This window comes from Planomonospora parontospora, assembly GCA_014647935.1.
GTDB classification, from domain to species: Bacteria; Actinomycetota; Actinomycetes; order Streptosporangiales; family Streptosporangiaceae; genus Planomonospora; species Planomonospora parontospora.
In genome coordinates this window covers 125,259-150,299 of the sequence record BMQD01000002.1, presented here as the reverse complement: position 1 = coordinate 150,299, position 25,041 = coordinate 125,259, and the positions used below count along the sequence as shown (strand labels likewise).

Annotated in this window: 21 protein-coding genes; 4 read left to right on the top strand and 17 right to left on the bottom strand. The window is 74.1% G+C overall.

The window, feature by feature from the left end:
• Positions 1 to 121: 121 nt before the first annotated feature.
• The 3 genes from ligA to IEZ07_RS03745 all read right to left on the bottom strand — a co-directional run bounded on the left by ligA (position 122) and on the right by IEZ07_RS03745 (position 4,160).
• Positions 122 to 2,302: an NAD-dependent DNA ligase LigA gene (ligA, locus tag IEZ07_RS03755; RefSeq protein WP_191893518.1), complete on the bottom strand. Its 2,181-nt coding sequence runs from the start codon at positions 2,300 to 2,302 to the stop codon at positions 122 to 124.
• A 227-nt stretch (positions 2,303 to 2,529) separates the two neighbouring features.
• Positions 2,530 to 2,952 carry a hypothetical protein gene (locus IEZ07_RS03750; RefSeq protein WP_191893517.1) on the bottom strand — a complete coding sequence of 141 codons (423 nt, stop codon included), beginning with the start codon at positions 2,950 to 2,952 and terminating at the stop codon, positions 2,530 to 2,532.
• A 203-nt stretch (positions 2,953 to 3,155) separates the two neighbouring features.
• A complete protein-coding gene (locus IEZ07_RS03745) occupies positions 3,156 to 4,160 on the bottom strand; it encodes a methionine synthase (protein WP_191893516.1) in 1,005 nt (334 codons plus the stop codon).
• Positions 4,161 to 4,525: 365 nt separating this feature from the next.
• Here IEZ07_RS03745 and IEZ07_RS03740 point away from each other — a divergent pair, with 365 nt between their 5' ends.
• The gene (locus tag IEZ07_RS03740; protein WP_239319506.1) at positions 4,526 to 6,736 is read left to right on the top strand and encodes a protein kinase family protein; all 2,211 of its coding nucleotides are present in this window, start codon (positions 4,526 to 4,528) and stop codon (positions 6,734 to 6,736) included.
• 174 nt (positions 6,737 to 6,910) lie between these two features.
• On the top strand, positions 6,911 to 8,098 hold the full coding sequence (locus IEZ07_RS03735; RefSeq protein WP_191893514.1) for a S8 family serine peptidase: 1,188 nt from the start codon (positions 6,911 to 6,913) through the stop codon (positions 8,096 to 8,098).
• A gap of 102 nt (positions 8,099 to 8,200) precedes the next feature.
• Here IEZ07_RS03735 and IEZ07_RS03730 read toward each other — a convergent pair whose 3' ends face one another.
• The 4 genes from IEZ07_RS03730 to IEZ07_RS03715 form a co-directional block, all read right to left on the bottom strand.
• Positions 8,201 to 8,575, bottom strand: coding sequence for a YbaB/EbfC family nucleoid-associated protein (locus tag IEZ07_RS03730; protein ID WP_191893513.1), 375 nt, complete (start codon positions 8,573 to 8,575; stop codon positions 8,201 to 8,203).
• Complete coding sequence (locus IEZ07_RS03725) at positions 8,572 to 8,991, bottom strand: YbaB/EbfC family nucleoid-associated protein (RefSeq protein WP_191893512.1); 420 nt, start codon at positions 8,989 to 8,991, stop codon at positions 8,572 to 8,574. Before IEZ07_RS03725 ends, IEZ07_RS03730 begins: the two co-directional genes overlap by 4 nt.
• 35 nt (positions 8,992 to 9,026) lie before the next feature.
• Positions 9,027 to 9,821: a hypothetical protein gene (locus IEZ07_RS03720; protein WP_191893511.1), complete on the bottom strand. Its 795-nt coding sequence runs from the start codon at positions 9,819 to 9,821 to the stop codon at positions 9,027 to 9,029.
• An 86-nt stretch (positions 9,822 to 9,907) separates the two neighbouring features.
• Positions 9,908 to 10,228 (bottom strand): hypothetical protein, encoded by a 321-nt coding sequence (locus IEZ07_RS03715; protein WP_191893510.1) that lies wholly within the window; start codon positions 10,226 to 10,228, stop codon positions 9,908 to 9,910.
• A gap of 351 nt (positions 10,229 to 10,579) precedes the next feature.
• Here IEZ07_RS03715 and eccB point away from each other — a divergent pair, with 351 nt between their 5' ends.
• Positions 10,580 to 12,019, top strand: a complete 1,440-nt coding sequence (gene eccB / locus IEZ07_RS03710) for a type VII secretion protein EccB (protein WP_191893509.1) — start codon at positions 10,580 to 10,582, stop codon at positions 12,017 to 12,019.
• Positions 12,020 to 12,071: 52 nt separating this feature from the next.
• Here eccB and IEZ07_RS03705 read toward each other — a convergent pair whose 3' ends face one another.
• From IEZ07_RS03705 to eccD, 10 genes are all read right to left on the bottom strand, one after another.
• Positions 12,072 to 12,818 (bottom strand): WXG100 family type VII secretion target, encoded by a 747-nt coding sequence (locus IEZ07_RS03705; protein WP_191893508.1) that lies wholly within the window; start codon positions 12,816 to 12,818, stop codon positions 12,072 to 12,074.
• A 36-nt stretch (positions 12,819 to 12,854) separates the two neighbouring features.
• A complete protein-coding gene (locus tag IEZ07_RS03700; protein ID WP_191893507.1) occupies positions 12,855 to 13,937 on the bottom strand; it encodes a hypothetical protein in 1,083 nt (360 codons plus the stop codon).
• Between the two features lie 16 nt (positions 13,938 to 13,953).
• The gene (locus IEZ07_RS03695) at positions 13,954 to 15,231 is read right to left on the bottom strand and encodes a hypothetical protein (RefSeq protein ID WP_191893506.1); all 1,278 of its coding nucleotides are present in this window, start codon (positions 15,229 to 15,231) and stop codon (positions 13,954 to 13,956) included.
• Positions 15,232 to 15,257: 26 nt separating this feature from the next.
• Positions 15,258 to 15,725, bottom strand: coding sequence for a hypothetical protein (locus IEZ07_RS03690; protein ID WP_191893505.1), 468 nt, complete (start codon positions 15,723 to 15,725; stop codon positions 15,258 to 15,260).
• A gap of 27 nt (positions 15,726 to 15,752) precedes the next feature.
• The gene (locus IEZ07_RS03685; protein ID WP_191893504.1) at positions 15,753 to 17,267 is read right to left on the bottom strand and encodes a WXG100 family type VII secretion target; all 1,515 of its coding nucleotides are present in this window, start codon (positions 17,265 to 17,267) and stop codon (positions 15,753 to 15,755) included.
• Between the two features lie 32 nt (positions 17,268 to 17,299).
• Positions 17,300 to 17,695: a hypothetical protein gene (locus IEZ07_RS03680; protein ID WP_191893503.1), complete on the bottom strand. Its 396-nt coding sequence runs from the start codon at positions 17,693 to 17,695 to the stop codon at positions 17,300 to 17,302.
• A gap of 141 nt (positions 17,696 to 17,836) precedes the next feature.
• A complete protein-coding gene (locus IEZ07_RS03675) occupies positions 17,837 to 18,133 on the bottom strand; it encodes a WXG100 family type VII secretion target (protein WP_068897647.1) in 297 nt (98 codons plus the stop codon).
• A gap of 66 nt (positions 18,134 to 18,199) precedes the next feature.
• On the bottom strand, positions 18,200 to 18,526 hold the full coding sequence (locus tag IEZ07_RS03670) for a WXG100 family type VII secretion target (protein ID WP_191893502.1): 327 nt from the start codon (positions 18,524 to 18,526) through the stop codon (positions 18,200 to 18,202).
• Positions 18,527 to 18,789: 263 nt separating this feature from the next.
• Complete coding sequence (locus IEZ07_RS03665; RefSeq protein WP_068897649.1) at positions 18,790 to 19,224, bottom strand: hypothetical protein; 435 nt, start codon at positions 19,222 to 19,224, stop codon at positions 18,790 to 18,792.
• A 152-nt stretch (positions 19,225 to 19,376) separates the two neighbouring features.
• Positions 19,377 to 20,825 carry a type VII secretion integral membrane protein EccD gene (eccD, locus tag IEZ07_RS03660; protein ID WP_191893501.1) on the bottom strand — a complete coding sequence of 483 codons (1,449 nt, stop codon included), beginning with the start codon at positions 20,823 to 20,825 and terminating at the stop codon, positions 19,377 to 19,379.
• Between the two features lie 187 nt (positions 20,826 to 21,012).
• Here eccD and eccCa point away from each other — a divergent pair, with 187 nt between their 5' ends.
• Positions 21,013 to 25,026 (top strand): type VII secretion protein EccCa, encoded by a 4,014-nt coding sequence (gene eccCa, locus IEZ07_RS03655; RefSeq protein WP_191893500.1) that lies wholly within the window; start codon positions 21,013 to 21,015, stop codon positions 25,024 to 25,026.
• The last annotated feature ends 15 nt before the right edge of the window (positions 25,027 to 25,041 follow it).

Sequence of the window (25,041 nt, the reverse complement as noted above, 5' to 3'; positions counted from 1 at the left end):
AACCCCCATTAGTTCACTATGGGAGAGTACGGCCTCCGGGCCACTTCGCGAAACCGATTGGGCACGTTCTGTGACGGGATGCAGAGAACGTGCACACAGCGGCTCCCACCGTCGCGGAGCGTCATCCCTCCGGCGGGACCGCCATCGCCGCCGCGGCCTCGGGCCCCTCCTTGAGGAGGACCTCCAGGCCGCCCTCGTTGAGGATCGGCACGCCCAGCTTGACCGCCTTGTCGAACTTGGAGCCGGCGTTCTCCCCGGCGATCACGAAGGAGGTCTTCTTCGACACCGAGCCGGAGACCTTCCCGCCCCTGCCCGACAGTGCGGCTCCCGCCTCGTCGCGGGTGTAGCCCGCCAGCGTGCCGGTGACCACGAAGGTCAGCCCGGCCAGGGTCTGCGGCGGCAGGTCGGCCGGCGGCGCGTCCTCCATCCGGACCCCGGCGGCCCGCCAGCGATCGACGATCTCCCGGTGCCAGCCGACCTCGAACCAGTCGCGGATCGCCGCGGCCACCCGCGGGCCGACGCCCTCGACCGCGGCGAGCTCCTCCTCGGAGGCCGCCATGATCGCGTCCATCGAGCCGAACTCGGCGGCGACGGCCTGGGCGGTGGGCGGGCCGACGTGCCGGATGGAGAGCGCCACCAGCACCCGCCAGAGCGGCCGGTCCTTGGCCTTCTCCAGCTCCTGGAGCATCTTCTCGGCGTTCTTGCTGGGCGTGCCGTTCTTGTTGGCGAAGAAGGTGACGACCTTGGGGGCGCCGGTCTCGGGGTCGGTCTTCGGCAGGCCGGTGTCGATGTCCCGGACGACCGACTCGATCGGCAGCAACCGCTCGATGGTCAGGTCGAACAGGTCGGCCTCGGTGCGGACCGGCGGCTCGTGTGGGGGCAGCGGCTGGGTCAGCGCGGTGGCCGCCACGTAGCCCAGGCCCTCGATGTCGAGGGACTTGCGCCCGGCGGCGAAGTAGATGCGCTCGCGGAGCTGGGCCGGGCAGGCCTGGGTGTTGGGGCAGCGCAGGTCGGCGTCGCCCTCCTTCTCGTAGGCCAGCTCGGTGCCACACTCCGGGCAGTGGGTCGGCATGGTGAACTCGCGCTCGGTGCCGTCGCGCAGCTCCTCGACCGGCTTGACGATCTCCGGGATCACGTCGCCCGCCTTGCGCAGCACCACGGTGTCGCCGATCCGCACCCCCTTGCGCGCGACCTCCGAGCCGTTGTGGAGCGTGGCCCGCTCGACCGTGGAGCCCGCCACCACCACCGGCTCCATGACCCCGAACGGCGTGACCCGGCCGGTCCGGCCGACGCCCACCTGGATGTCGAGGAGCTTGGTGTTGACCTCCTCGGGGGGGTATTTGTAGGCGATCGCCCAGCGCGGCGCCCGGCTGGTGGAGCCGAGGTTGCGCTGGATCTCGACGCGGTCGGCCTTCACCACGACGCCGTCGATCTCGTAGGCCGGGTCGTGGCGGTGCTCCCGGTAGAACTCGATGAACTCGTTGACCCCGTCGAGGTCGTCGACGACCCGGTAGAGGTCGCTCACCGGCAGGCCGAACTCCCGGAGCCGGTCGTAGACCTCCGACTGGGCCCGCGGCCGCTCGCTCCCCTGCCACACGCCGACCCCGTGGACGATCATCCGCAGCGGGCGCCGGGCGGTGACCCGCGGGTCCTTCTGCCGCAGCGAGCCCGCCGCGGAGTTGCGCGGGTTGGCGAACTGCGCCCTGCCCGCCTCGGCCAGCTGCTCGTTCAGCCTGGTGAACTCCGCGACCGGGATGTAGACCTCGCCCCGGACCTCGACCAGGTCGGGCACGCCGTCGCCGGTCAGGCGGTGCGGGATGTCGGCGATGGTGCGCACGTTGGCCGTCACGTCGTCGCCGACCCGGCCGTCGCCCCGGACCACCCCTCGGACCAGCCTGCCCTTCTCGTAGACCAGGGAGATCGCCAGGCCGTCGATCTTCAGCTCGCACAGGTAGGGCCCCGGGTCCTGCTCGGCCAGCCGCTCGATCCGCGCCTGCCAGGAGGCCAGGTCGTCGGCGTCGAACGCGTTGTCCAGGCTCTCCATCCGGCTCAGGTGCTCGACCGGCGTGAAATCCCCCGAGATCGGCGCGCCGACCTTCTGCGTCGGCGAGTCGGGGGTGCGCAGGGCGGGGTGCTCCTCCTCCAGGGCGTGCAGCTCGCGCATCCACGTGTCGTACTGCGCGTCGCTGGCGGTCGGCGCGTCGAGCACGTAGTAGCGCCAGTTGGCCTCCTCGACCAGCTCGCTCAGCTCCGCGTGCCGCTCCAGCGCCGCCACCGGAACGCCCTCGACCTCTACGCCCATCGCCTGTTCTCCCCTCGTCGGACCGGCCAGGGAGAATCTATCGCCGGGCACCGACATCCGGCCGGGCGGCGGGCGGTGCACCACTGGCGGACACGACCGGGACGGCGGCGGCCGGGCGCGGTGCGGGCCGCACGGCCCGTGGCCGGGACGGCGGCGGCCGGGCGCGGTGCGGGCCGCACGGCCCGTGGCCGGGGGCCCGGGTCACCCGGGCCCCCGGCCGCCGGGGATCAGCCGCCCTGGCGGTAGACGGTCCTCCAGGACGTGCACCGGCCGGTGGGCCCGCCGGAGGTGCCCCGGCAGACCTTCGCCTTGACCGTCAGGGGATAGCCGATGTTCTTGCGGAACGTGCCCGTGCCCGGCGTGCAGTTGTAGTAGGCCGCCGAGCCCCAGCGGCCGGTGCTCCCGCTCAGCCAGCGCAGCTGCACCCACGAGCAGCCCTTCCCCCGGGTGTCGTAGAGGTCGCCCCGGATCTGGAAGGCGCTCTGGGTGACGACGATCCTGCCCTTGGCGGTGGCGTGGCCGTCGGTGGAGTGGATCGGTCCCCATTTCCAGGAGGAGGCCGCCGCGTCGGCCGAGGCCGCCGTGGACCCGCCGAGGGTGAGGGCCGCGGCGGCGGTCAGGCCGAGCAGGACACGGAACCCGGTGCGCATCGAAACTCCAGACATGTGATCGGTTCAGCGACACGTCCAGAGATAGGGCCTCGTACTTGCACCCCGCTTGAAGCTCCGTAGGACCGCTGGCAGGAGTGGCCGTCCCGCTCCTCCGTCCGGTCGGAAACCTCTGACGGGCCGTGCCCGGAGGCGCCCGTACGGCCCGCGGCACCCCGGGCGGGCCCCGCCCGGTGAGGACCGGCCTACTCGCCCGGGTCCTCGCGCAGCACCCGGGCCGACTCCCGGCACTTGGCCAGCGCGGCCCTGGCGTAGGCGGGCGAGGCCCCGGCCAGGCCGCAGGCGGGGGTGAGCACGACCTGGGAGGCCAGGGTCGCGGAGGGGAAGCCCAGGCGGCGCCAGAGCTCGACGGCGGGCCGGGCGACCTCCCCGACGTCCGGGAGCGGGGCGTCGGCGCCGGGCACGACCCCGAGGAGGAACGCCGTCCCCGCCTCGACGGACTCGCCGATCGCGTCCTCGTCGCGCCGTCGCAGCAGGGAGGCGTCCAGCGAGACGCCCTTCACCCCCGCCTCGCGCAGGACCCGCAGGGGCACGCCGGGGGCGCAGCAGTGCACGACCGGGAAGGCGGCGTCCGGGAGCACCGACCGGAGCCGCTCGGCGGCCACCGGCGCCTCGACTGCGCGCAGCCGGCCGAAGCCCGACGCCGTCGGCACCGTGCCGGCGAGCACGCCGGGCAGACCCGGCTCGTCGAGCTGGACCACGATCTCCGTCGCACCCGGCACCCGCTTGCGGACCTCCGCGAGGTGCAGGGCGAGCCCTTCGGCGTAGGACGCCACGAGGTCGCGCACCGCTCCGGGGTCGGCGAGCGTCCGGTCGCCGTGGCGCAGTTCGACGGCCCCGGCCAGAGTCCACGGCCCGCACACCTGGATCTTGAAGGGGCCCTCGTAGCCCTGGGCCGCCTCCTCCAGGCCGTCGAGGTCGCGCAGCAGGTGGTCACGGGCCCGTTTGGCGTCCCGGCCGGGCCTGTCGGTGAAGCGCCAGCCCGAGGGCTGCACCTCCACGGCCAGCTCCACCAGCAGGGACGCGGCCCTCCCGATCATGTCCGCGCCGACTCCGCGCGCCGGGAGCTCCGGCAGGTACGGCAGAGCGGGCGTCTCGCCGAAGACGATCCTGACCGCCTCGGCGTGGTCCTCACCCGGGTGCGACCCGATGCCGGTCGCGGCCGCCTCATCCCACGGAAACACGTTCACGACGGTCAGCTTAGGCCCGGCGGGCGATCCGCACCGATCACCCTGCCCGGCGGGCGGTGTCACCGGTGTTCCGGTACGACCCGGAACGCCAGGGTTCCCGATTCGTTAGGAAATGAAACGTGGAATACCGACGAAGCGGGTGATGAGGACGAGACAGATTTGCTTGGATGGTCCTAGATCAACCCATAGACGCTTATATCGATAGCGGGGATGGAAGGAATTCCATGGGCGATTTACACCCATTGCTACCTAACGATCCGGAACGTATCGGTATATACGTTCTGATCGGGCGGTTCTCCCCGGACCCCGGGCAGGCCGTTTACCTGGGTCATCTGCTGGACGACGACACGCCTCGCGTGATCCGCATGCTGGAGCCCCGCCCGGACGCCGACCCGCAGGCGCGGGAGCGGATCACCAACGGGCTGAACGCGGCCAAGCGGGTCTCGGGAGCCCACACCGCCCGGCTGGTCGAGGTCGGCTGGTTCGACGACGCGCCGTACGTGGTCCGCGAGCACGTCGAAGGGCGCTCGCTCCGTGCGACGGTGTCCGCGGACGGGCCGCTCACCGGGGACGCGCTGGAGCGGCTCGCCGTGGGCACGCTCAACGCCCTCACCGCCGTCCACATGTCCGGGATCGTCCACGGCGGGCTCACCCCCGACACGGTGCTCCTGGGTCCCGACGGCCCCCGGGTGTGCGACGTCGGCCTCGGCGCGGCGGGATCCGAGCCGGACTACGTCGCGCCCGAGCGCCTCCGTGCGGGGCTCCTCCCCGACGGCGCTCCGGGTGCTCCCGGTGCGCCCCCGGCTCCGGGCGCCCCCGGTGCGTCCACCGCCGCGAAACCCGCCGACCTGTTCGCCTGGGCGGCGACGGTCGCCTACGCGGCCACCGGCCGGCCGCCCTACGGCGGCCGGCCCGAGCTGGTGCTGGAGGGGCCCGCCGACCTGAGCGGCATCCCGGCGGCGCTCCGCCCGCTCATCGCCGCCTGCCTGGACAAGCGTCCGGAGGCCCGGCCGGACGCGGGCGCGGCCATGCTGCGGCTGCTCGGCGAGCGCCCCGAGGACCGCGTGCTGTCCGCCGTCCCCGTCCCGCAGGAGGGCCGCCCGGTCCTCCCCGGCGACGACCTGCGGGGAGAGGTCATGCCGGGTGCGGCCGGGCAGCCCGGTCCCGGTGCGCCGACGGCCCCCGCCCCCCAGGTCTGGGGCGCGCCGCCCCTGCCGGGGGATCCGCCGCCGGCGAACGTGACCGTGCTCGCCGCACCCGTCAGGGAGCGGCCGAGGACCGGAGGGCTCTCCCTCCTCCTGGCGGCCTGCGTGGGCGTGGTCGCCCTGCTGTCCGGACTCGGGGTCTGGGCCGCGGGGAAGTACACCTCCCTGGACAACGCAGGACGGACGGCCGCCGACGGGGCCGCTCCCCGGATCCCGCTGGAACTGGCCGGGCGGGGAGAGGACCAGGCCGCTGACGGCGACCAGGGGCAGGGCACCGGCACGGGACAGGGCACCGGAGACGACCCGGTGAACAGGGTCACGGTGCCGTGGGGGACGACCCCGGAGCCGCGGGAGGGCGATGTCGGGCCGCTGCAGCTGCCCACCGACATCCCCGCCGTGCCCACCGTCGCGCCCGTCCCGACGCTGAGCTCGCTCACCCCGCCCCCGGTCCCCGTTCCGTCGACCGCGGCGCCGCAGCAGACGGACCGGCCCGGCACGCAGCAGACCCCCACCGCCGCGCCGGCCCCCACGGCCACCGCGACGCAGCAGCCGGCGACCCCGCAGCCGACGGTGACCCTCACGGTGACGCCGCAACCGGCTCCGGAGTCCCCGCAGCCCACGGGGTCGCCCGCGCCCTCTCCGTCGACCACCCCCGGGGTGACGCCCACCGCCGCTCCGGCGCCCTCGGTGACGCCCACTGCGGTTCCGTCGGCTTCGGCGACGCCCACTGCGGTTCCGTCGGCTTCGGCGACGGCCACGCCCACGGCGGTTCCGAGCGTGCCGCCGGCGACGCCCACCGCGGCCAAGCCCACCACGGCACCGACCCAGGTCAAGCCCACCACGGCACCGACCCGGGCCAAGCCCACCACCACCGCGGCCAAGCCCACCTGGAACCCGTCGGCCATCACGGCCAAGCCGACGCCGACCCGGGCCAAGCCCACCTGGAACCCGCCGACCAGCACGGCCAAGCCGGTCCCCACCGGTGTGCTGCCGACGGTCGGGGCCGGCCCGTCGCGGACCGCGACGGCGCCCGCTCCCCCGCCCCCCGCCGGGCTGTTCAGCCCGCAGGAGGTCTGCGGGGCGGGGTACGTCCCGCAGCGGTCCCTGTCGTTCAACGGCGGGACGGTCCACCAGCTCTACAACGCGTCCACCGGGAACAACTGCGTGGTCACCGTCAAGAGCAGCGACGTGGGCAAGGCGAGCCAGCTCTGGGCCACGCTCGAGGTGCAGGGCGGCGGTTCCCTGACCGACAGGGGCTCCTTCGAGTACTACGCGGGACCGGTCGTCCTCCCCGCCAAGGGCAAGTGCGTGCGCTTCTCGGGCGGCGGCCCCGGCGGCCAGGCCTCCTCGGACTGGGGGAACTGCCGCTGACCCCGTCCTGAAGGCCCGTTCCGGGCCTGACGCGCCCCCTCCCGGACGGCCCCGGTCTCCGGGAGGGGGCTTCCGGCCGTTCCCCCCGGTCCTCTGCGGAGACCCGGGGAACGGCACCCGACCGAGTTCGGCGGGCGGCCGTACGGAGGCCGCCCGCGCGGAGGTGAAGATTCCGTGATCGCCGGAAGGCTCGCCGCGGGTGTGCTGACACTGGCGGTCGCCGCCCCGCCCGCCGCCGGGAACGCGGCGGCGGGCGGGGCGGCGGGGTCCGACTGCACGCCGCAGCGCGGGACGACGAGCATCGGCGAGTCGTGGGCCCAGCGGCGCCTGAACCTGCCGGAGGTCTGGCGGCTCACCAAGGGCGCGGGGGTGACGGTGGCGATCGTGGACAGCGGCGTGGACACCCGGCACCCGCAGCTGAAGGTGGCCTCGTCCGTCGACCTCACCGGCACGCACGGTTACGACTGCGTCGGGCACGGCACGGCCGTGGCGGGCATCATCGCGGGAGCCGAGATCCGCGGGGTGCCCTTCACGGGTGTCGCGCCCCGGGCCAAGTTGATCTCGATCAAGCAGACCAACGAGAGCAACGGCGACGTGGGCAAACTGGCCCAGGGGATCGTGCGCGCCGTCGAGCTCGGCGCGGACGTGGTCAACGTCTCCATCCAGGCGGCCGACCAGCCGGATCTGAAGGCCGCGGTCGACTACGCGCTGGCCCAGGACGTGGTGGTGGTGGCCGCGGCGGGCAACGTCCAGCGGTCCGACGGCTCGGCGGCCCCCGCCTACCCGGCCGCCTACCCGGGCGTGCTCTCCGTCGGCTCGGCGGGTCCCGAGGGCGGCAGGGCGGACTCGTCCAACGCGTCGACCCCCGTCTCCGTCCTGGCCCCCGGCACCGCCGTCACCGCCCCCTGGCCGGGCCTCGCCTACCGGGAGGACCTGGAGGGGACCAGCTTCGCCGCGCCGTACGTCGCGGGGGTGGCCGCGCTGGTGCGGGCCCGGTACCCAGGGCTGGACCAGGTGCGGGTACGGCGGCGCATCGAGCTGACCGCCGACGGCGCCTCCGGCTCCGGGACCGGCGCGGGGATGGTCAACCCGCTGCTCGCCGTGTCCGCGATCCTGCCGGAGACGGTCGCGATCGCGCCGCAGGATCCCGCCCCGCTGCCGCCCGGCGCGGTACGGCCCGCACCCGCCGAGGACGTCAGAGGGATCTCGATCGCGGGCCGGGTCGCCCTGTTCTCCCTCTCCGCGGCGGTCCTGGCCGCCCTGGCCGGCGTCGTCGTCCCGCTGGGCCGGCGGCGCGGATGGCGGCCAGGCGCGCAGCGCCCCGCCACCCGGCCCGCGAGTCCGCAGCGCTCCCCTCTCTAGCCTGGAAGGCCGCGGCGCTCCCCTGCCCGGTCTGGGAGGCCGCGGCGGCTTCCCGGCCGGGCGGGGAGCCGGCGGGCCTCCCGCCCGGGCGGGAAGGCGCCGCTACGCGCGGAAGCCGCTGCGCCTCTCGAAGTCCCGGCGCGCGCCGCCGAGCAGCTCTCCCAGGCTGGGCAGGCTCCCCAGGCGCAGCCCGTGCATCATCTCGTCCTTCGCCCGGGCCGCGGCCTCCTCCGCGGCCCCGACCGCCGCGACGACGGCCTCGCCGAGGGAGGCGCCGTCGAGCCGGCGCCGGCTGAGCACGTGGATCTCGAGGTCGAGGAGCGAGCCGAGCGCGTCGACCGTGGCGACGACGCGTCCTTCGTCCGCGGTGCCGTGGAAGCGCCTGCCGCTCCACTCCTCCACGGCCGACTCCAGCTCCGCGAGCGCCTCGGGGAGCCGTTCGGCGAGTTCGAGGAGTTCGTGCTCCTCCACGGTCACGCCCCCCTCAGCAGCGCGTCGACCGCCGGTGCCAGCGGGTCCGCCGGGACGACCGGGCCGTCCGGGTCCGCCAGATCCGGAGGCCGCGTGCCGGTCGCCTCGGCGACCGCTTCGGCCAGTTCCGCCCCCGCGGCCTCGCGCGCCCGCCGGATCGCCTCCACGACGGCCCGGCCCAGTTCCTCGTGGTCGAGGTCCCGCATCGCCCGGGCGCCGACGGTGACGGCGAGCAGCCTGCCCGACCCCGAGACCCTCACCCGGATCCCGCCGTCGGCCGCGTCCGCCTCCACCTCCCGCCCGCTCAGCCCGCGGAGCGCGGCGGTCAGCCGGTCGACCTGCTCGCCGACCTCCCGCAGGAGGCCCGCGACGTCACCCTCGGCACCGGCCGCGAACGCGGTGATCTGCCCTGTCCGTTCCATCTTCCGTCCGTCCGCGCTCATCCGGGGCGCTCCCGTCACCGGTGGTGCGGGGCGCGCTTCCAGTAGTCGTCGTTGATGTTGCCGGGGTCGGTCACGCCGGGAGGCAGGCCCAGCCGCCGCGGCCCCCTGTCCGGGTCCCCGCCGGTCCAGAAGGCGGCCCGCAGGTCGTTCAGCTTGAGTTCGAGCTTGTTGAGCTCCGTCTCGTAGCCGTTGTAGACGTCGGCGAACTGCTTGACCAGGTTCCCCAGCCCTCCGGCGAAGGTCGCCACGTAGGCCATGAGGGCCCCCCTGGCGACCGGGTTGGTCGTGCTGAGCGCCGTGAGCGTCTTGAAGATCGGCGCGGAGGCCGCATAGATCGCGAAGACCGAGAGGTCGTACTCCAGGACCTCCTTGTACTGGCCCTGCATGGTGGTGCTCATGTCGTCGGACACCTTGGTCAGCGCGCCGAACAGGCCGTTGGTGTTGAACCGCAGGTGCGTCTGGAGCGCCTGCTTGGCCTCGCCCTGCCAGTTCGGGGAGACCTCGTCGAAGAACGCCCGCCACAGGTCCGCCCGGCCGCTCTCCAGCCGCCCGGAGATCTCCTTCCAGGTGTCCCTGCGGTTCGCGAAGAGGAAGGGGTTGCCGATGTTCGCGGTCGCGGCGACGTCCAGGGCGAGGGCGGCGGCGCCGATGCCCGACATCACCATGGCGGTCCGGGTCGGCTGCCGCAGCACGTTCAGCGACCCCATCAGCTTGCGGAAGAAACCGGGGTCGGTCCGGGCCTGCCCGACCGGCGCGGCCGCGCGGGCCTGCCCGACCGGACCGGGCCCGCCGGCCGGCCCCACCTGCACGGTCCGGCGGACCGTGCCGTGGCGGTCGGTGACGTACAGCGGGCCCTGCCGTGGCTGCTGCCCGCCCGGGAGCAGCGGATTCTCGCTCAGGGCTTCCCTCCCGCCGCGTTGGCCCGCTCCACCTGCACGTACGTGGCGGCCACCCGCACCAGCCGCTCGGAGTCCGATGCGAGGGTCTCCCGCAGGACCCGCGCGCCCGCCGCCCAGGTGTCCGCGACGGCGTTGAGCCGGTTGACGAAGAGCAGCCCGACGAGCGGGACGCCCGCGAGCGGGGCGAGGTTCCACCCCTCGAAGCGGGGCGTCCCGTCCAGCGCGCCCTGCACCTCGGTGCCCGCGTCCCCCGCGGTCCCCGCGAACTTCTCCAGGTGCCCGGCCGCGACCTCGTATCCGGGGGTCTGAGGAGCCAATCGACCAGCCTCCGAGAATCGTCTCCGTACCGCTGTACCGCCGTGCCGTCACCGTGTCCCCGGCGCCGCCGGGCCGCGCGTCGCCGCGCGTACGGCCGGGCGGCGGCTCAGAGGCTACGGGGCCCCCGTTAACGCCGGGCGGCCTGCGGATGTCCGGGCGCTTTCCGGCTTCCTGCCGTGTTCCTGCCGGCGTCCTGCGATCTCTCCCGTCCAGGCGTCCCGGGGCCTCCCCTGCCCGCCTTCCCCCCGCCTCGGAAGAGAGGAAGATCCCTTTTCTGTCTCGGAGGGGGCAACTCCTTGATCGCGCTTCTATGCTGTCGGCTACCGCGTGTCCGGCGAGACGGAGGTGGAATGCAGACCCGTCGCGATCTCTACCAGGCGTACCGGCTGATGACGCAGCGACTGGGCACGGCTCTGCTCCAGGGCGAGCCGGACCTGCCCGAGTCGCCGATGCGCAGGTACAACGTGGCGATGTTCTGCGCGGTGCTGGCCGCCGTCCTGGTGGCGGTCGTCTTCGGCGTGCTGGGGCTGCTGCGCCCGGGCGGCGCCACCGCGCTCACCGAACCCGGCACGGTCCTCGTCGAGGAGGAGTCGGGCGCGACGTTCGTCTACAGCGCTCCGCAGCGGCGGATGATCCCCGTCGCCAACGTGGCCTCCGCCCGGCTGCTCCTGGGCACGCAGGGCGCGAAGGTCCGGACGGTGACCTCGGCCTCGCTCGCCCGCTTCGCCCGGGGCACGCTGGTGGGCATCCCGGGCGCTCCGGAGTCGCTGCCCGCGCCCGACCGCCTGGTCCGCGCGCCGTGGTCGGCCTGCGTGGTGGAGGGCACGGACGCCACCGGCGGACGCAGGCCGTACACGTCCCTGATCGGCGGCTTCGAGGTCGGCGGGCGCCCGATCGGGCAGGACTCCGCCATGGTGGTCGAGGAGGGCGGGCAGACCTGGATGCTCTGGTCGAACCGGCGGATGCGGGTGGCGTCCGAGAGCGTGCGGGCGCTGCCGGAGGGAGGGCGCCGGCAGGTCCCGGCCGCCTGGCTCAACGCGCTGCCCGCCGGACCCGACCTGCGCAGTCCCTGGATCCCGGGGCTGGGCCGCGCGGTGCGCGGGCCGGACGGCCGCGGGTCCGCGGCGGGCCGGGTGTACACCGTTCCGCCGGCCGTCGGCGGCCCCGCCAAGTGGTACGTCCTGCTCTCCGACGGGCTGGCGAGCCTCACCCCCGTCCAGGCGGACCTGCTCCTGCAGAACCCCGCGACCAGGAAGGCGTACGGCCGCGCCCCCGTCCGGGCGATCACGCTGGACGCCGCGACCGCGAACGCGACGCGGGTCTCGAAGACCCGGCTGGACTCCACCGGCCTCCCCGAGACCATGCCGAAGGTCATCGAGCCGGACCCGGCGGACCCGCTCTGCGCCGTCTACTCCGGCACGGCGCGGGGGTCGGCGCAGGCGACGCTGACCGTCGAGAGCACGGTACGGATCCCCGCACCCCCGAGCGAGCGCTTCGACCAGGCCACGGTCGACCAGGTGGTGCTCCCGCCCGGTTCCGGCGCGCTCGTGGGGTTGCTGCCGGGGGACGGCAGGCTGGACGCGGTCCGCTCGCTCTACCTGATCGGCGACCAGGGACGGCGGCACGCGATCCCCTCACCGGAGGCGCTGCAGAGCCTCGGCTACGCCGACGGGGACGTCGCCCCGCTCCCGGCCCACCTGGTGCACCTGATCCCGGAGGGACCGGCGCTCGACCCGGCCGCCGCCAGGGTGCCGGTGCGGGTCGAGCAGCCGGCCGCGGCCCGGCCGTAGCGGCCGGGACCCGCCCGTCCCGTACGGGGCCCGGACCCCGTACGGCTCCGGGTCAGGGGAGACCGGGGAAGTGGAGGCCCCCCTGGTTCAGGTTCATGTTCAGGCTCGGCAGTTCCGTCTTCTTGAGTCCGGAGGCCGGATCGTAGTTCAGACCCGCCTTGGTGAACTCCGGCGTCCCCTCCGGCATGGCCTTCATCCCGAAGAACAGCTTGCCCATGTTGTCCTGGAGGGTGGCCACCCCGTAGAGGATGCCCGCGACCACCCCGGCGGCCGTCATCTTCTTCTTGGCCATCGCCTTGACCGCCTTGTCGATGGAGTTGAGCACGCCGGTGAGGGCGACCTCGAAGGCCACCTTCCCCCCGGGGTGGACGAGGAAGACGATGGAGAGCGCCGCCAGCGCCTGCATGATGACCGCGACGGACATCGCGATGATCGCGCCCACGTGGTAGACGAGGGCGGTCTGGTCCAGGGCGTCGCCCATGCCCTTGCGGAGGTTCTGCGCGTTGCCCAGTTCGTCGTTGAACTTCAGGACGGCGGCGTCGAACGCGGCGAAGGCCTCGCCCTCCCACTTGCCGTCCTTCCTCAACGTCTCCTTCAGCTCGGTTATCTCCCGCTTGAGCTGGTCGAGGTCCGCCTTGTCCCATTCCTTCGCCGCCGCGTTCATGGCACCCGGGTCGGAGACCATCAGGCCGAGGGTCGCGACGATGGAGAACGCCATGGGACGTCTGAGGACGCCGGCCGCGATGGTCGCAAGCGCCACCGCCGCGATGTACATGTCCTTGTCGTTCTCGTACGCCATGCCGTCAGCCTCCCGTCCCGCCGCGTCCCGTCCGGATCACGGCTCCTGGCCGATCACCGAGGGGGCGACGTCCTCGTCGCCGCCCCAGACCCCCTCGTCCTCCGAGAGCCAGGTGGTCTGGTCGCGATCGCGCTCCTGCTCACCCGTTCCGGCGCCGCCCATCGGCATCATCGGCATCATCGGCATGCCGCCGTTCGCGCCGGTCCCGCGCACGCCTGCCTGCAGGCCGCCCGGTCCGCCGCTCCCCGCCCCTGCGGGGAGCGCGCCGCCCCCTCGGCCCGCCGTGCCCGTCCCGGCCGCCTGGTCGCCCGTCCAGGTCGTGGCGTCCGGGACCTTGAACTGCGGCACGGACGGCTCGCCGGGCGTGTAGGCGGACAGGTCCGTCCGGCGCGGGTCGACCGATCCGAGGCCGGGCAGTCCGGTCGCGGCCTGTCCGGGCAGTCCGGGGATCCGCCCGTCGAGCCCTCCGCTCCCCGGGACGCCGCCGGTGCCCGGCAGATTCGCGCCCGGCAGGTCCGTGCCCGGCAGACCGCCCCCCGGCAGACCGCCCCCCGGAAGGCCACCTCCGGGCAGGCCACCCCCGGGGAGGTCCGTGCCCGGCAGACCACCTCCGGGCAGACCGCCCCCGGGGAGGTCCGTGCCCGGCAGATCCGTGCCCGGCAGACCACCTCCGGGCAGGCCACCCCCGGGGAGGTCCGTGCCCGGCAGACCGCCCCCGGGCAGACCGCCCCCCGGAAGGCCTCCTCCGGGCAGGCCGCCCCCCGGGAGGTCCGTGCCCGGGAGCTCCGGCAGCTTGTTGGCGTCCTCGGCGGCCTTGTAGGTGTGGCTGGCCGTCTCGAGGGCCGTCCGCCACGACGCCAGCACCTCCCTGCCCGCACCGAGCGCGTCGGCGGCGCTGTCCCGGGCGCGGTCGTGCGCGATGTGCAGCCCGGCGCCCAGGACGCCGAATCCGGGGAAGGGCACGCCGATCGCCTTCGTCTGGTCGGCGACGTTCTCCATCGTGCCGGCGTGGGTGTCGTAGTCCTTCCCGAGCGCCTTCAGCCTCTCCTCGCTGAAGGAGACCCCCGGCCCGTTCAACCCGTAGCCCCCGAACGTCTGGCCGCCGCCGGGTCCGCCCATCGTCACTCCTCCGCACTCAGCCGATCACCGGCGGGATGGTGTCGCCGCCGCCACCCCAGACGTCGTCGTCCTCCAGGAGCCAGGTGGTGTTCTCCCGGTCCCGCTCCTCCTCGCCTCCCGCGCCGCCCTTCGCAGCGGCGCCCATCGGCATGAACGGCGTCGCCGGCACACCGCCGCCCGCCTTCATCCTGCCTCCGGCCGCCCCTCCGGCGCCCCCGGCCCCTGCGGCGCCGCCGGTGCCCCCGGGCGCGCCCGCGGTGCCGAAGGCCCCGCCCGGGAAGGCGCCGCCTCCCTGCCCGCCCCCGGCTCCGGTCCCGAACCCGCCCGCCCCGGAGGGGCCGCCGGGGAGGTGGGCCGTCCCCGGGAAGGCCGGTGATCCGGTCATCGAGGGGTCGCGCAGACCGGCGAGCGTGGTCGTGGACGATCCCGGCGCGGGAACGCCCGCATCCGGCGCTCCCGGGAGGCGAGGAGAAGCGTCGCCCGTGTTCACCGCCCCGCCCGCCCCCGGAAGGCCCGGCAGCCCCGGGGAGCCCTCGGGGAGCGGGTGGACGAGCCCGGACGGGTCGAGGCCCGCCGGGACGGTCCCCCCGTCTCCGGGGAGCCCGCCGAGCCCGTACGGATCGTCGTCCACACCGGGGTCGAAGGCGACGGTCCCGGGCGGCCCTCCTCCCGTGAGGTCCGCGGGGAGGTCCGGGGACGGGCCGCCGGGGAGACCGGTCGGCTTGTACTCGGGCAGGTCCACCTCCGTGGGGGTGGGCAGCGCCTGCTGGACGTCGGGGGGCAGCTCCGCGTAGAGCTCGCGGATCTTCTCGTTCACCGCGTAGAAGTGGTCCCTGGCCCGGCGCTGGACCCGGTAGACCCCGTAGAACGGGGTGAGGTCGGCCCAGTCGATGTCCCGGTCCGTGCGCGAGTCCCGGCCCTGCTGGACGACCACCTCGCGCTGCGCCCAGGCCATCGTGTCGGCGTACTTGCGCAGCACCGTGCCGGTGGCGTTCAGTTTGCCGGCGAGCTCGCGCATGGTCGCGTGCAGGAACTGCAGCTGCTTCTGGACCTCGACGCCCGCCGGTCCCTTCAGGTGCCGGGCCAGCTCCGCGGCCTTCGCCTTGAGCGCCGCCGCCCCGGCCTCGAGCGCTCCGTGGCCGGCGACGTAGTAGTCGCCCGCCCGCCGCACCGCGACCGGATCGGCGCCGTCGATCCACTCCTGGATCCGCTTCTCCAGGTAGTCGAAGTAGAAGATCTGCGTCTCTTCGGTGGGCAGCGGCCCGTCCGTGGGCTTGACCCTGATCTTCTGCACGTCCGCCATGATCGTCCGTCCCGCACTCAGCGCCGGTCGCCCGGCCGGCCGTAGGCCTGTTCCGCGCCGTCGTAGGACCTGGCCATCTCCAGCAGCGCGTTGATGGACTCCCCGTACTGCCGGGCCAGCGAGGCGTACAGGCCGCCGCCCGGGCTGCCCGGGTCCCCGACGAGGACGGAGTAGGCCGAGACGATCCCCATGGAGAACTGCTGCGCGGTCTGCCACTGGCCGAGCTGGGCCTCGCTGAGCGCGCAGTGACGCTGCAGGTCGGGCAGCGACCCCGCGCCCGAGGGAGGAGGCGGAGGCGGCGAGAACTCGTCACCGGGCTTGTGCTCGCCCGCCGCCGCGGGTTCCGCGCCGCCCGTGGTCAGCGCCTTCAGCGCCTTCTCCAGCTCGCCCGCGATCCGCTTCACCTCCGTACGGTCCACCTCGGCGCCGTGCTTGCGGTCGGCCTCCGTCAGGCCGGGCCAGTCTGGATCCAGTTGAAACGCCATGCCGTGCCTTCCGGGAGCCGGGCGGGGTCAGGTGATGACCGGGGGGATCACCTCGTGGCCGGTGTTCCAGACGTCGTGCTCCTCGGTCAGCCAGCTCGTCCGCTCCTGGCCCTGCGACTCCTCGCCGCCGGCGGCGCCGCCCATCGGCATGAACGGCATCATCGGCGCGCCGCCCGCGGCGGCGCCCCGCAGCGAGGGCAGGGCCGCCCCGCCGCCGGCGCCCGAGCCGCCGCCCAGGACCGGGGGCACGCTCGTCATCGGCCCGCCGATCCCGAGCGGGTTCGGCCGGACCACCGTGCCGGGACCGAAGCCTGAGCCCGAGCCCGAGCCGGGACCGAAGCCTGGCTGCGCGGTGACCGCCGCCGGATTCTGCGTGGTCGTCAGGGCCGTGGCCGGATCGTTCGGGGCGAAGGCGGCGACCTCGGTGGTCCGGGGGTCGCCGGCGCCGGCCTGACCGATCACCGGGGGAACCGTGCCGTCACCGGTGACGCCCGAGCCCGGGAACGCGCCGTTCCCGTTCCCGCCGGGACCGGAGCCCGGTCCACTCCCTCCGGGCCCGCTCCCACCGGGTCCGCCTCCACCGGGGTCGGTCCCGCCGCCGGGTCCGCTCCCGCCGGGGTCGGTCCCGCCGCCGGAACCAGGCCCACCGGGACCGGGGCCCGGTCCGCCGCCCGAGCCGGGACCGCCCCCGGAACCGCCGCCGGGGCCGCCCCCGGAACCGACGCCGCCGCCCGAGCCGGGACCGCCCCCCGTGCCCGAACCGCCGGTGCCGCCGGGGTTTCCGGAGTAGGCCGGGACGGATCCGCCGTTCCCGCGGGGCGAGCCGCCCTCGTAGGGGCTGCCGCCCGGCGGGTACTCCACGGGCGTGTAGCCGCCGGACGCCTCCGGGATGGTCACGGTCGGCAGGTTGTACGTCACGTTCGCCGGAACGCTCTCGTAGAGCTGCACGATCCTCGTGTCCAGCTTGCGGAGGATCTCCCGGGCCGCGTGGTCGCCGTTCATGGCGGCCTGCGCCGAGGGCGTCAGGCCCGGAGCGGGCTCGTTCAGCGGCCCGATCGTGGGCGGCGCGGTGGACGGGGAGGCCGAGGGGGACGGCGACGGCGACGCGGTGGCCGAAGGCGTCGGCGCCGGGCCGGGCGAGGGGTTCGGCTGCGGGGCGGGGTCGGCCTTCAGCCGCTCCAGCTCGTCGATCGCCTGGGGCAGGGCGGCCCCGCCGTACGTCTGCAGGACGGAGGCCATCTGCCCCATCTTCTCGCTCAGCTCCGCGCCGGTGGCGTGCAGCATCTGCAGCGCCCGCTGGACCTCGACGGACGCGGGCCCGCTCCACGCCCCGGCGAGTTCCCTGGCATTGCGGGCCAGGGCCTCGCGGACGGAGCCGAGGACGGCCACGCCGGCCTGGTAGGAGGCCGCGGCGGCCGTCACCTTCTCCGGCGCCGTGGCGCGCAGCCACCGCTCGATCTCCTCCTTCGACGCGGACACCTGGCCCGCGCTGGGGACCGCGCTGGTGGACCGGACGTCCAGGCTCCCGCTCTCACTGCCCACGACGACCCTCCCGTGATCGCTTCCGCCCGCCGTCAGCCACCGTTGGCGCGGCGGACCCTGTCGTACTCGTCGGCGTTGGCCCGAATCGCCTTGGCGGCGTCCTCCAGCCGGACCGCGAACATCCCGTAGACGTAGGCCAGCGTGTTCGACACCGGCCCGACGTACATGCCGGCGATGCCGTCGGGGGAATGGTTGCGGCCGACGCTCCGGGTGAACGCGCTGGCCGCCGGCCAGGTCCCCACCTGGAACTCGGTCAGGGCGGAGTCCTGCCAGAGGCCGGTCGCCGACCCGGCTCCGCTCTTCATCTCGCCGGCGCAGCGCTCCAGGTCCTCGGCGACCTTGCGCATCCGCGCCACGTCGAACTCGGTCCCCGTCACGTAGTTGTGCACGCCGGGCCAGTTCGGATCCGGGGAGAGCTCGTTACCCATCGTTCTCCTTGAAGACTCCCGTGAGGACTCCGAAGAATCCTCGGCCGCCCTCCGCCGCGGCGGCGTGCGGGACGCACCGGCCGGACGCGGCCGCCGCGTCCGGCGGCGTCCGCGCGGAGCCCGGCCGACGCGCCTCCCGGGTCAGCTGGACCAAATCGCCCGGTTGCGCGCCTCGGCCGCCTTGTAGTTCTCGTTGGCGGTGCCGAGCGCGACGGCGGCCTCGTTGAGCTGGCGCCCCATCTCCTGCTCGGCGGCGTCCCAGATCTTGCGGTGCTCCTCGAAGAAGTTCGCCGCGTCGCCGGCCCAGTTGTCGCCCAGGACCTCCTGGAGCTTCCTGATGAGCTCGTCGGTCGCCTTGTCCATGTTGCTGACGACCTTGAGGAGCCCCAGCTGGGCCTGCTCCATCTGCACGAAGTTGACCTTCGTATAGTCGGACACTGTGCTCTCCGTCCTTGTCGTGGAGGGATCGTGGGGAGGGATGCCGGGGGCCGCGCGGGCCTCAGGTCACCTGGTTCCGGTGTTGATGAGGGCGTCGACCCTGTTCATGCCGCTCTGCACGTCCTGGTCGGCCGCGCTGTAGGTGATGGAGTTGTCGCCCATCTTCTGCGCGATGGACTCCAGGTCGCGCCGGACGATCATCATCTGCTCGTCCCACTTGGTCATGGCCTGGAGGAACCTGGCCGACGCCGTGCCCAGCCACCCCGTGGCCGTCAGTTCCTGCGTGGTGGTCTGCACACCCTTGCGGAGACCCTCGACGTACTGCGCGGTGTCCACGACGAGTTCCGACGCCTTCTTGATCTGTGCCGGACTGGCACCGAAGAAATCCGCCACCGGTCACCTCCGTGACATAGGACCTGTTTGCCGGTCGCGGCTCAGCGCCCGCGTCGGCCGTGCGACCCGATGCCGCATCGCCGACGAGGCGGACTGCTCCCGCGAACATCATCACCAGGCATGCTAGTGATCTCACCCGCCCTGGATAACAAGAATGCATATTACGGACAGATAACTTTGCCGCCTATTAGGTCAGATGTCCCATCCGAGGTATATATCCAGAAAGGGGAGGCATTGAGGCACGTATCTTCCCTTACATGCTCCTACAGTCCCAAACGGTGACGAATACGGTCAAGCTCCCCCATAACATCGTTGAAGGTGCGGTCGTAGGCCGTCTCCATCTCCTTGATCCGGTCCTTCAGGGCCTCCGGATCACGGGCCTCCCGCATCGCGCCGTCCCCGCCGAAGGCGCCGTCCAGCAGATCCTCGAACCGGGTGTTGAAGTCCTCGGCGGCGGCGCGGACCGTCGCCTTGATCATCTCCGCGAGCTCCCCCGCGCTCAGCCGCATCGCCTTGGGGTGGAGCTCGAGCCCGCTCAGCCCCTGGCTCCCGTACTCCACCGCGACCAGGCCGCTCTCGTCCTCGGCCCGCCCGACCAGCTCGGACGCGGCCTTCTGCACGTCCTGCACGTGGTCGAACCGCATGTTCAGCAGCTTGTCGACATCGATGTTCGCGAAATCCCCGAACCCAGCCGTCATCGCTCATCCCTCCTCGTGGACGCCACCGGCCCGCGGGCGCGGGCCCCGGTCCGGCGGCACGCCGGCTTCTCCTCCCGGACCGCGCGGCACTCCCGCGGGCACGGGCCGTACTCCCCCGGACCGCGCGGCACTCCCGCGGGCACGGGCCGTTCTCACCCAGCCAGGCCGCGCACCCAGGCGTAGACGTCCAGCACGCCGAGGGCGAGCGGGAACAGCGCGACCACGAGCAGGACCTCGATGATGTCCCCGGCCCGCCCCCAGAACGGCGACGGCCGCCCCGACGGGAGCCACAGGCCCAGGCCCGCGGGGAGCGCCGCGGCCCACAGCAGCGCCACCACCACGGTGATCGCCGCGGCACCGCCCCCGGCGACCGCCTGCCCGACCGCGAACACCGCGAGCCCGGCGACGCCGCCGAGCGTCAGCCAGAGCCGCTGGCCGAGCCCCTGGAAGACGCGGGCCCGCATGACGAGCACCGCCGCCAGCACCAGCGCCGTGGCGATCGCGATCCAGCGGCCGTCCAGCAGCAGGTACACCTGGGTGACCAGCGCCGTCAGCGCGATCCCGGCCACCATCCCGGTCGCGTAGCGCTGCGCCCGGCCGGTGCGCTCCCGGATGGTCTCGCCGTCGACCCGCTGGTTGTCGGCGCGCAGTTCCTCCGCGTTGGTCGGCATCGCGGGCATCGGCAGCCGGGCGATCCGGAACGACAGCATCGGGACCGCGGAGCCGAGCGCCAGCAGGATCGAGGCCGTCACCGCCGCGACCCCGGCGGGGGATGCGCCCGAGACCATCACGACCCCGGCCGCCGCCGCCCCGGCCGCCGCCGCCACGCCGGTGCCCATGAAGCCCGGCACGCCGTCGGCGATCACGATCCCGCCGGCGGTGGCCACGAAGACGGTGACGGCGAAGCCGGACAGCAGGTGCGGCGCGCCGAACCCGGCCGGGGAGTCCGTCAGGCCCGCCGGTGCGAGCAGCCCGGCGAGGAAGCCGTACGGCAGGGCCGTGTAGCCGATCAGCGCGCCCGCCGCGGAGTCGCCCAGCGCCCGCGAGACCGCGCCGCCGGCGCCGAGCAGCAGGAGCGCCAGCACCGCGGCGAGCACCGCGGGGACCGTCCAGGGAGGGCCGGCGGCCACCAGCGCCACCGTCCCGGTGAGCAGGAGCGCCACCGCGGCTCCCAGCCCGGTCAGCCGGGTGTGCTTCTTCTCCCAGTTGCTCGGCCCCTCCTTGACGCTGGTGGCGACCACGTCGGCCACGTCGTCGAACACGGCCGGGGGCAGTACGGCGTCGCGGGGACGCAGGTAGAGCACCTCGCCGTCGAGTACGCCCAGGGTGCCCAGGCTCTGGCCGAGGTCGAGAGGGGCGCCCCCGATCCGCTGGAGCACCCAGACGGGGACCGCGGCGGCGCCGCCGCCCGTCTCGCCCACCGCCTGCAGCAGGCCCGGCAGGATGTGCGGCAGCGGGATGTCCGCGGGCAGCGCCAGGTCGGCCTTCACCCGGGGGGCCACGATCGTGACGTGGCACAGCGGCGGCAGCGGCGCGGCGGACCGGACCGCTACCCCCTGCGGCCCCGGTCCCTGGACGGGTGGTTGACTCAGCGGTAGCACAGCCGTTTCCCTCTCCCGTGGACATCACGAATATCACCGACATAGGGGATATCTCGGATATGGCGGATACGGTAGCGGCACAATGTGGATCACGCGCGGTGGTCGGCCGCAGGCGCCGGCGGCCGCGCGAGTGGACGGGTCCACCGGCGGCAGGGAAGACGTCCGGGCACAGGAGGGCATTTCCAGGGTGAGCATCGTCGTCGTACGGCGTTCCGAGCGCCGTCCCCCGCCCAAGCCACCGCGGGGCGAGATCCTCCTCGAGTCCCCCCCGGAGATCCCCGAGGTCCAGTCGCAGGGCTTCGCCGGGGTGATGACCTACCTGCCCATGCTGGCGGGAGGCGCCGCCATGGGCCTGATGTTCACCGCCGGGGGCAACACCAACCCGGTCATGTACGTCGCCAGCGGCCTGTTCGCCCTGTCCATGGTCGGCATGACCGTCGGCCAGCTCGGCCGCCAGGCCGGGGAGCGCAAGTCCCGCCTGAACGGCCTGCGCCGCGACTACTTCCGCTACCTCTCCCAGGTCCGCAAGCGGGTGCGCCGCGCCGCCGTGCAGCAGCGGGAGGCGCTCGAGTGGAGCAGCCCCGCCCCCGACTCCCTGTGGTGGATCGCCCTGGGCCCGCGCCTGTGGGAGCGGCGGCCCCGCGACGACGACTTCGGCACCGTACGGCTCGGCACCGGCGTGCAGAAGCTCGCGATCCAGCTGATCCCCCCGGACTCCAAGCCGGTCGAGGACCTGGACGCCCTCTCGGCCGGCGCGCTGCGCAGGTTCGTCCGGACGCACTCGACCGTCCCGCACCTCCCGGTCGCCGTGGCCCTGCACTCCTTCGCCCGGATCAGGCTCACCGGCGACCCGGTGGCCGTCCGCGGGCTGGTCCGGGCGATGGTCGCCCAGATGGCCGTGTTCCACTCCCCCGACGACCTGCGGATCATGGTCTGCGCGGGCGGCGAGTGGATGGCGCAGTGGGACTGGGTCAAGTGGCTGCCCCACGCGCTGCACCCCGAGGAGACCGACGCCGCCGGTCAGGCCCGGCTCATGTCCGGCACCCTCGCCGACCTCGACCGGCTGGTCGGCGAGGACCTGAAGGAGCGCGCCCGCTTCCGGCCCGGCGCCTCCGCCGACGCCCTGCCGTACCACGTGCTGATCGTCGACGGCGGGCACATCCCGCACGACTCCCAGCTCGGCGCCGACGCGATCCAGGGCGTGACCGTCATCGACCTGTCCGGGACCGCCGGGGCCGTGGAGGAGAAGAGCACCCTGCGGCTGGACGTCCGGCCGGACGGCTTCTTCATGATCAAGGTCGACCACGCGGGCAAGGAGAGCTCGACCCGGCTCGGCGACCCCGACCGGCTGGACTTCCTGCGGGCCGAGGGCCTGGCCCGGCAGCTGGCCCCGCTGCGCGCCTCGACCGCCAAGGGGGGCGAGGAGCAGGACGTGCTCACGGCGAACACCTCGCTGACCGACCTGCTCGGGGTGGGCGACCCGGCCCGCCTCGACCCGGCGGTGGCCTGGCGGCCCCGGGCGGGGCGCAACCGGCTGCGGGTGCCGATCGGCCTCGGCGGGGACGGGCGGGTGGTCGAGCTCGACATCAAGGAGTCGGCGCAGGGCGGCATGGGCCCGCACGGCCTGGTCATCGGCGCCACCGGCTCGGGCAAGAGCGAGCTGCTGCGCACCCTGGTCCTCGGCCTGGCCATGACCCACTCGTCGGAGATCCTGAACTTCGTCCTGGTCGACTTCAAGGGCGGCGCCACCTTCCTCGGCCTGGACTCCCTCTCCCACGTCTCCGCGGTGATCACCAACCTGGAGGACGAGCTCCCCCTCGTCGACCGCATGCACGATGCCCTGCACGGCGAGATGGTCCGCCGCCAGGAGCTGCTGCGCGCCGCGGGCAACTACGCCTCGCTGCGCGACTACGAGCGCGCCCGCGAGCAGGGCGTGCCCCTGCAGCCGCTGCCCACCCTGTTCGTCGTCATCGACGAGTTCAGCGAGCTGCTCGCGGCCAAGCCCGAGTTCATCGAGCTGTTCGTGATGATCGGCCGGCTGGGCCGGTCGCTCGGCGTCCACCTGCTGCTGGCCTCCCAGCGGCTGGAGGAGGGCAGGCTCCGCGGTCTGGACACCCACCTGTCCTACCGGGTCGGCCTGCGCACCTTCTCGGCCATGGAGAGCCGGGTCGTGCTGGGCGTCGCCGACGCCTACGAGCTGCCGTCCGCGCCCGGGAACGGCTACCTCAAGTTCGACACGACCGGGATGACCCGGTTCAAGGCCGCCTACGTCTCCGGCCCCTACCAGGCGGACCCGAGCCACGGGACGGCGGGCGCGCGCGGGCCCGTCCGCCAGGTCGTGCCGTACGGCCCGGCGTTCGTCCCGTTCCCCGTCGTGGAGGAGCCGGCCGGGCGGCCGGAGGCGGAGGACGGGCCGCCGGACGGGACCGGCGGGGAGGGCGGCAGGGACGCTCCCAGCCTGCTGGACGTCGTGGTCGGCCGGCTGCGCGGCCAGGGCCCTCCCGCCCACCGCATCTGGCTGCCGCCGCTGGGTGATCCCCCCACCCTCGCCGACCTGCTCCCGCCGCTGTCCGTCACGCCGCAGCTCGGCCTCACCACGGCCGGCTGGGCGGGCCGGGGCCGGCTGCACGCCGTCGCGGGCGTCGTCGACAAGCCGTTCGAACAGCGCAGCGACCCGTTCTGGCTGGACCTGTCGGGCGCGGCCGGCCACGTCGGCGTCGCCGGCGGGACGCAGAGCGGCAAGAGCACGGTGCTGCGCACGCTCATCACCGGCATGGCGCTCACCCACACGCCGCGTGAGGTCCAGTTCTACTGCCTGGACTTCGGCGGCGGCTCGCTCGCCTCGCTGGAGGCCCTGCCGCACGTGGGCGGGATCGCCACCCGCCTCGACGCCGACCGCGTGCGCCGTACGGTGGCCGAGATCGCCGCCCTCCTGGAGCGGCGCGAGCGGGACTTCGCCGAGCAGGGCATCGAGTCGATCGCCGCCTACCGGCGGCAGCTCGCCGACGGCACGATCCAGGGCGACGGCTGGGGCGACGTCTTCCTGGTGGTCGACGGCTGGCTGACCGTCCGGCAGGAGTTCGAGACGCTCGAACCCGTCATCACCGACCTGGCCGCGCGCGGCCTCGGCTACGGCATCCACGTGGTGGCCGCCACCAACAAGTGGTCGGAGTTCCGCCCCGGCATCCGCGACCTGTTCGGCACCCGGGTCGAGCTCAAGCTCGGCGACGCCTACGAGTCGGAGGTCAACCGCAAGGCGTCGCTCGCCGTACCCGAGGGCGTGCCGGGCCGCGGCCTCACCAAGGAGGGCCTGCACTTCCTGTCGGCGGTCCCCCGGATCGACGGCGTCCGCAGCGCCGAGGACCTGCCGGCCGGGGTGCGCGCGCTCGTCCACGCGGTCAGGGACGCCTGGCAGGGCCCCGCCGCCCCGGGGGTGCGGCTGCTGCCGGCGGTGCTGCCCGCCGAGACGCTGCCGGGAGCCGAGCAGACCGGGAACCGGATCCCCATCGGCATCGACGAGGCCGCCCTCTCCCCCGTCCTGGTGGACTTCGACACCGATCCGCACTTCATCGTGGTGGGCGACACCGAGAGCGGCAAGTCCAACCTGCTCCGGCTCGTCACCGAGGGACTGGTCGCCCGGCGCACGCCGCAGGAGGCCATGATGATCGTGATCGACTACCGGCGGTCGCTGCTGGACTCCGCCGCCACCGAGCACCGCATCGGCTACGCCGCCTCCGGCGCGGCCGCGCTCGAACTGATCAACGACGCGCGCGGCGCCCTGCTCAAGCGGCTGCCCCCGGCGAACCTCACCCCCGAGGAGCTGCGGGCCAGGAGCTGGTGGCAGGGCTCGGACCTGTACATCGTGGTCGAGGACTACGACCTGGTGGCGACCTCGTCGAACCCGCTGCTGCCCCTGGTCGACCTGATCCCGCAGGCCCGCGACATCGGCCTCCACCTGGTCATGTCGCGGGCGATGGGCGGCGTGGGCCGGGCGATGTTCGATCCGGTCCTCCAGCGGATCAAGGACATGGCGACCCCCGCCGTCATCCTGTCCGGCAACAAGGACGAGGGCACCCTGTTCGGCAACGTGCGCCCGCACCCGCTCCCGCCCGGCCGGGGCTACCACACCGACCGGCGGCACGGCGCCCGCCTGGTCCAGACGGCCTTCCTCGCCCCCCAGCCGCCGCCCGAGGCCGGATAGGCTCGGCTGCGTCCC

Coding starts and splice junctions, on each gene's coding strand:
- ligA (WP_191893518.1), bottom strand. CDS start 2,302: ATGGGCGTAGAGGTCGAGGGCGTTCCGGTGGCGGCGCTGGAGCGGCAC.
- IEZ07_RS03750 (WP_191893517.1), bottom strand. CDS start 2,952: ATGCGCACCGGGTTCCGTGTCCTGCTCGGCCTGACCGCCGCCGCGGCC.
- IEZ07_RS03740 (WP_239319506.1), top strand. CDS start 4,526: ATGCTGGAGCCCCGCCCGGACGCCGACCCGCAGGCGCGGGAGCGGATC.
- IEZ07_RS03725 (WP_191893512.1), bottom strand. CDS start 8,991: ATGGAACGGACAGGGCAGATCACCGCGTTCGCGGCCGGTGCCGAGGGT.
- eccB (WP_191893509.1), top strand. CDS start 10,580: ATGCAGACCCGTCGCGATCTCTACCAGGCGTACCGGCTGATGACGCAG.
- IEZ07_RS03705 (WP_191893508.1), bottom strand. CDS start 12,818: ATGGCGTACGAGAACGACAAGGACATGTACATCGCGGCGGTGGCGCTT.
- IEZ07_RS03700 (WP_191893507.1), bottom strand. CDS start 13,937: ATGGGCGGACCCGGCGGCGGCCAGACGTTCGGGGGCTACGGGTTGAAC.
- IEZ07_RS03690 (WP_191893505.1), bottom strand. CDS start 15,725: ATGGCGTTTCAACTGGATCCAGACTGGCCCGGCCTGACGGAGGCCGAC.
- IEZ07_RS03680 (WP_191893503.1), bottom strand. CDS start 17,695: ATGGGTAACGAGCTCTCCCCGGATCCGAACTGGCCCGGCGTGCACAAC.
- IEZ07_RS03665 (WP_068897649.1), bottom strand. CDS start 19,224: ATGACGGCTGGGTTCGGGGATTTCGCGAACATCGATGTCGACAAGCTG.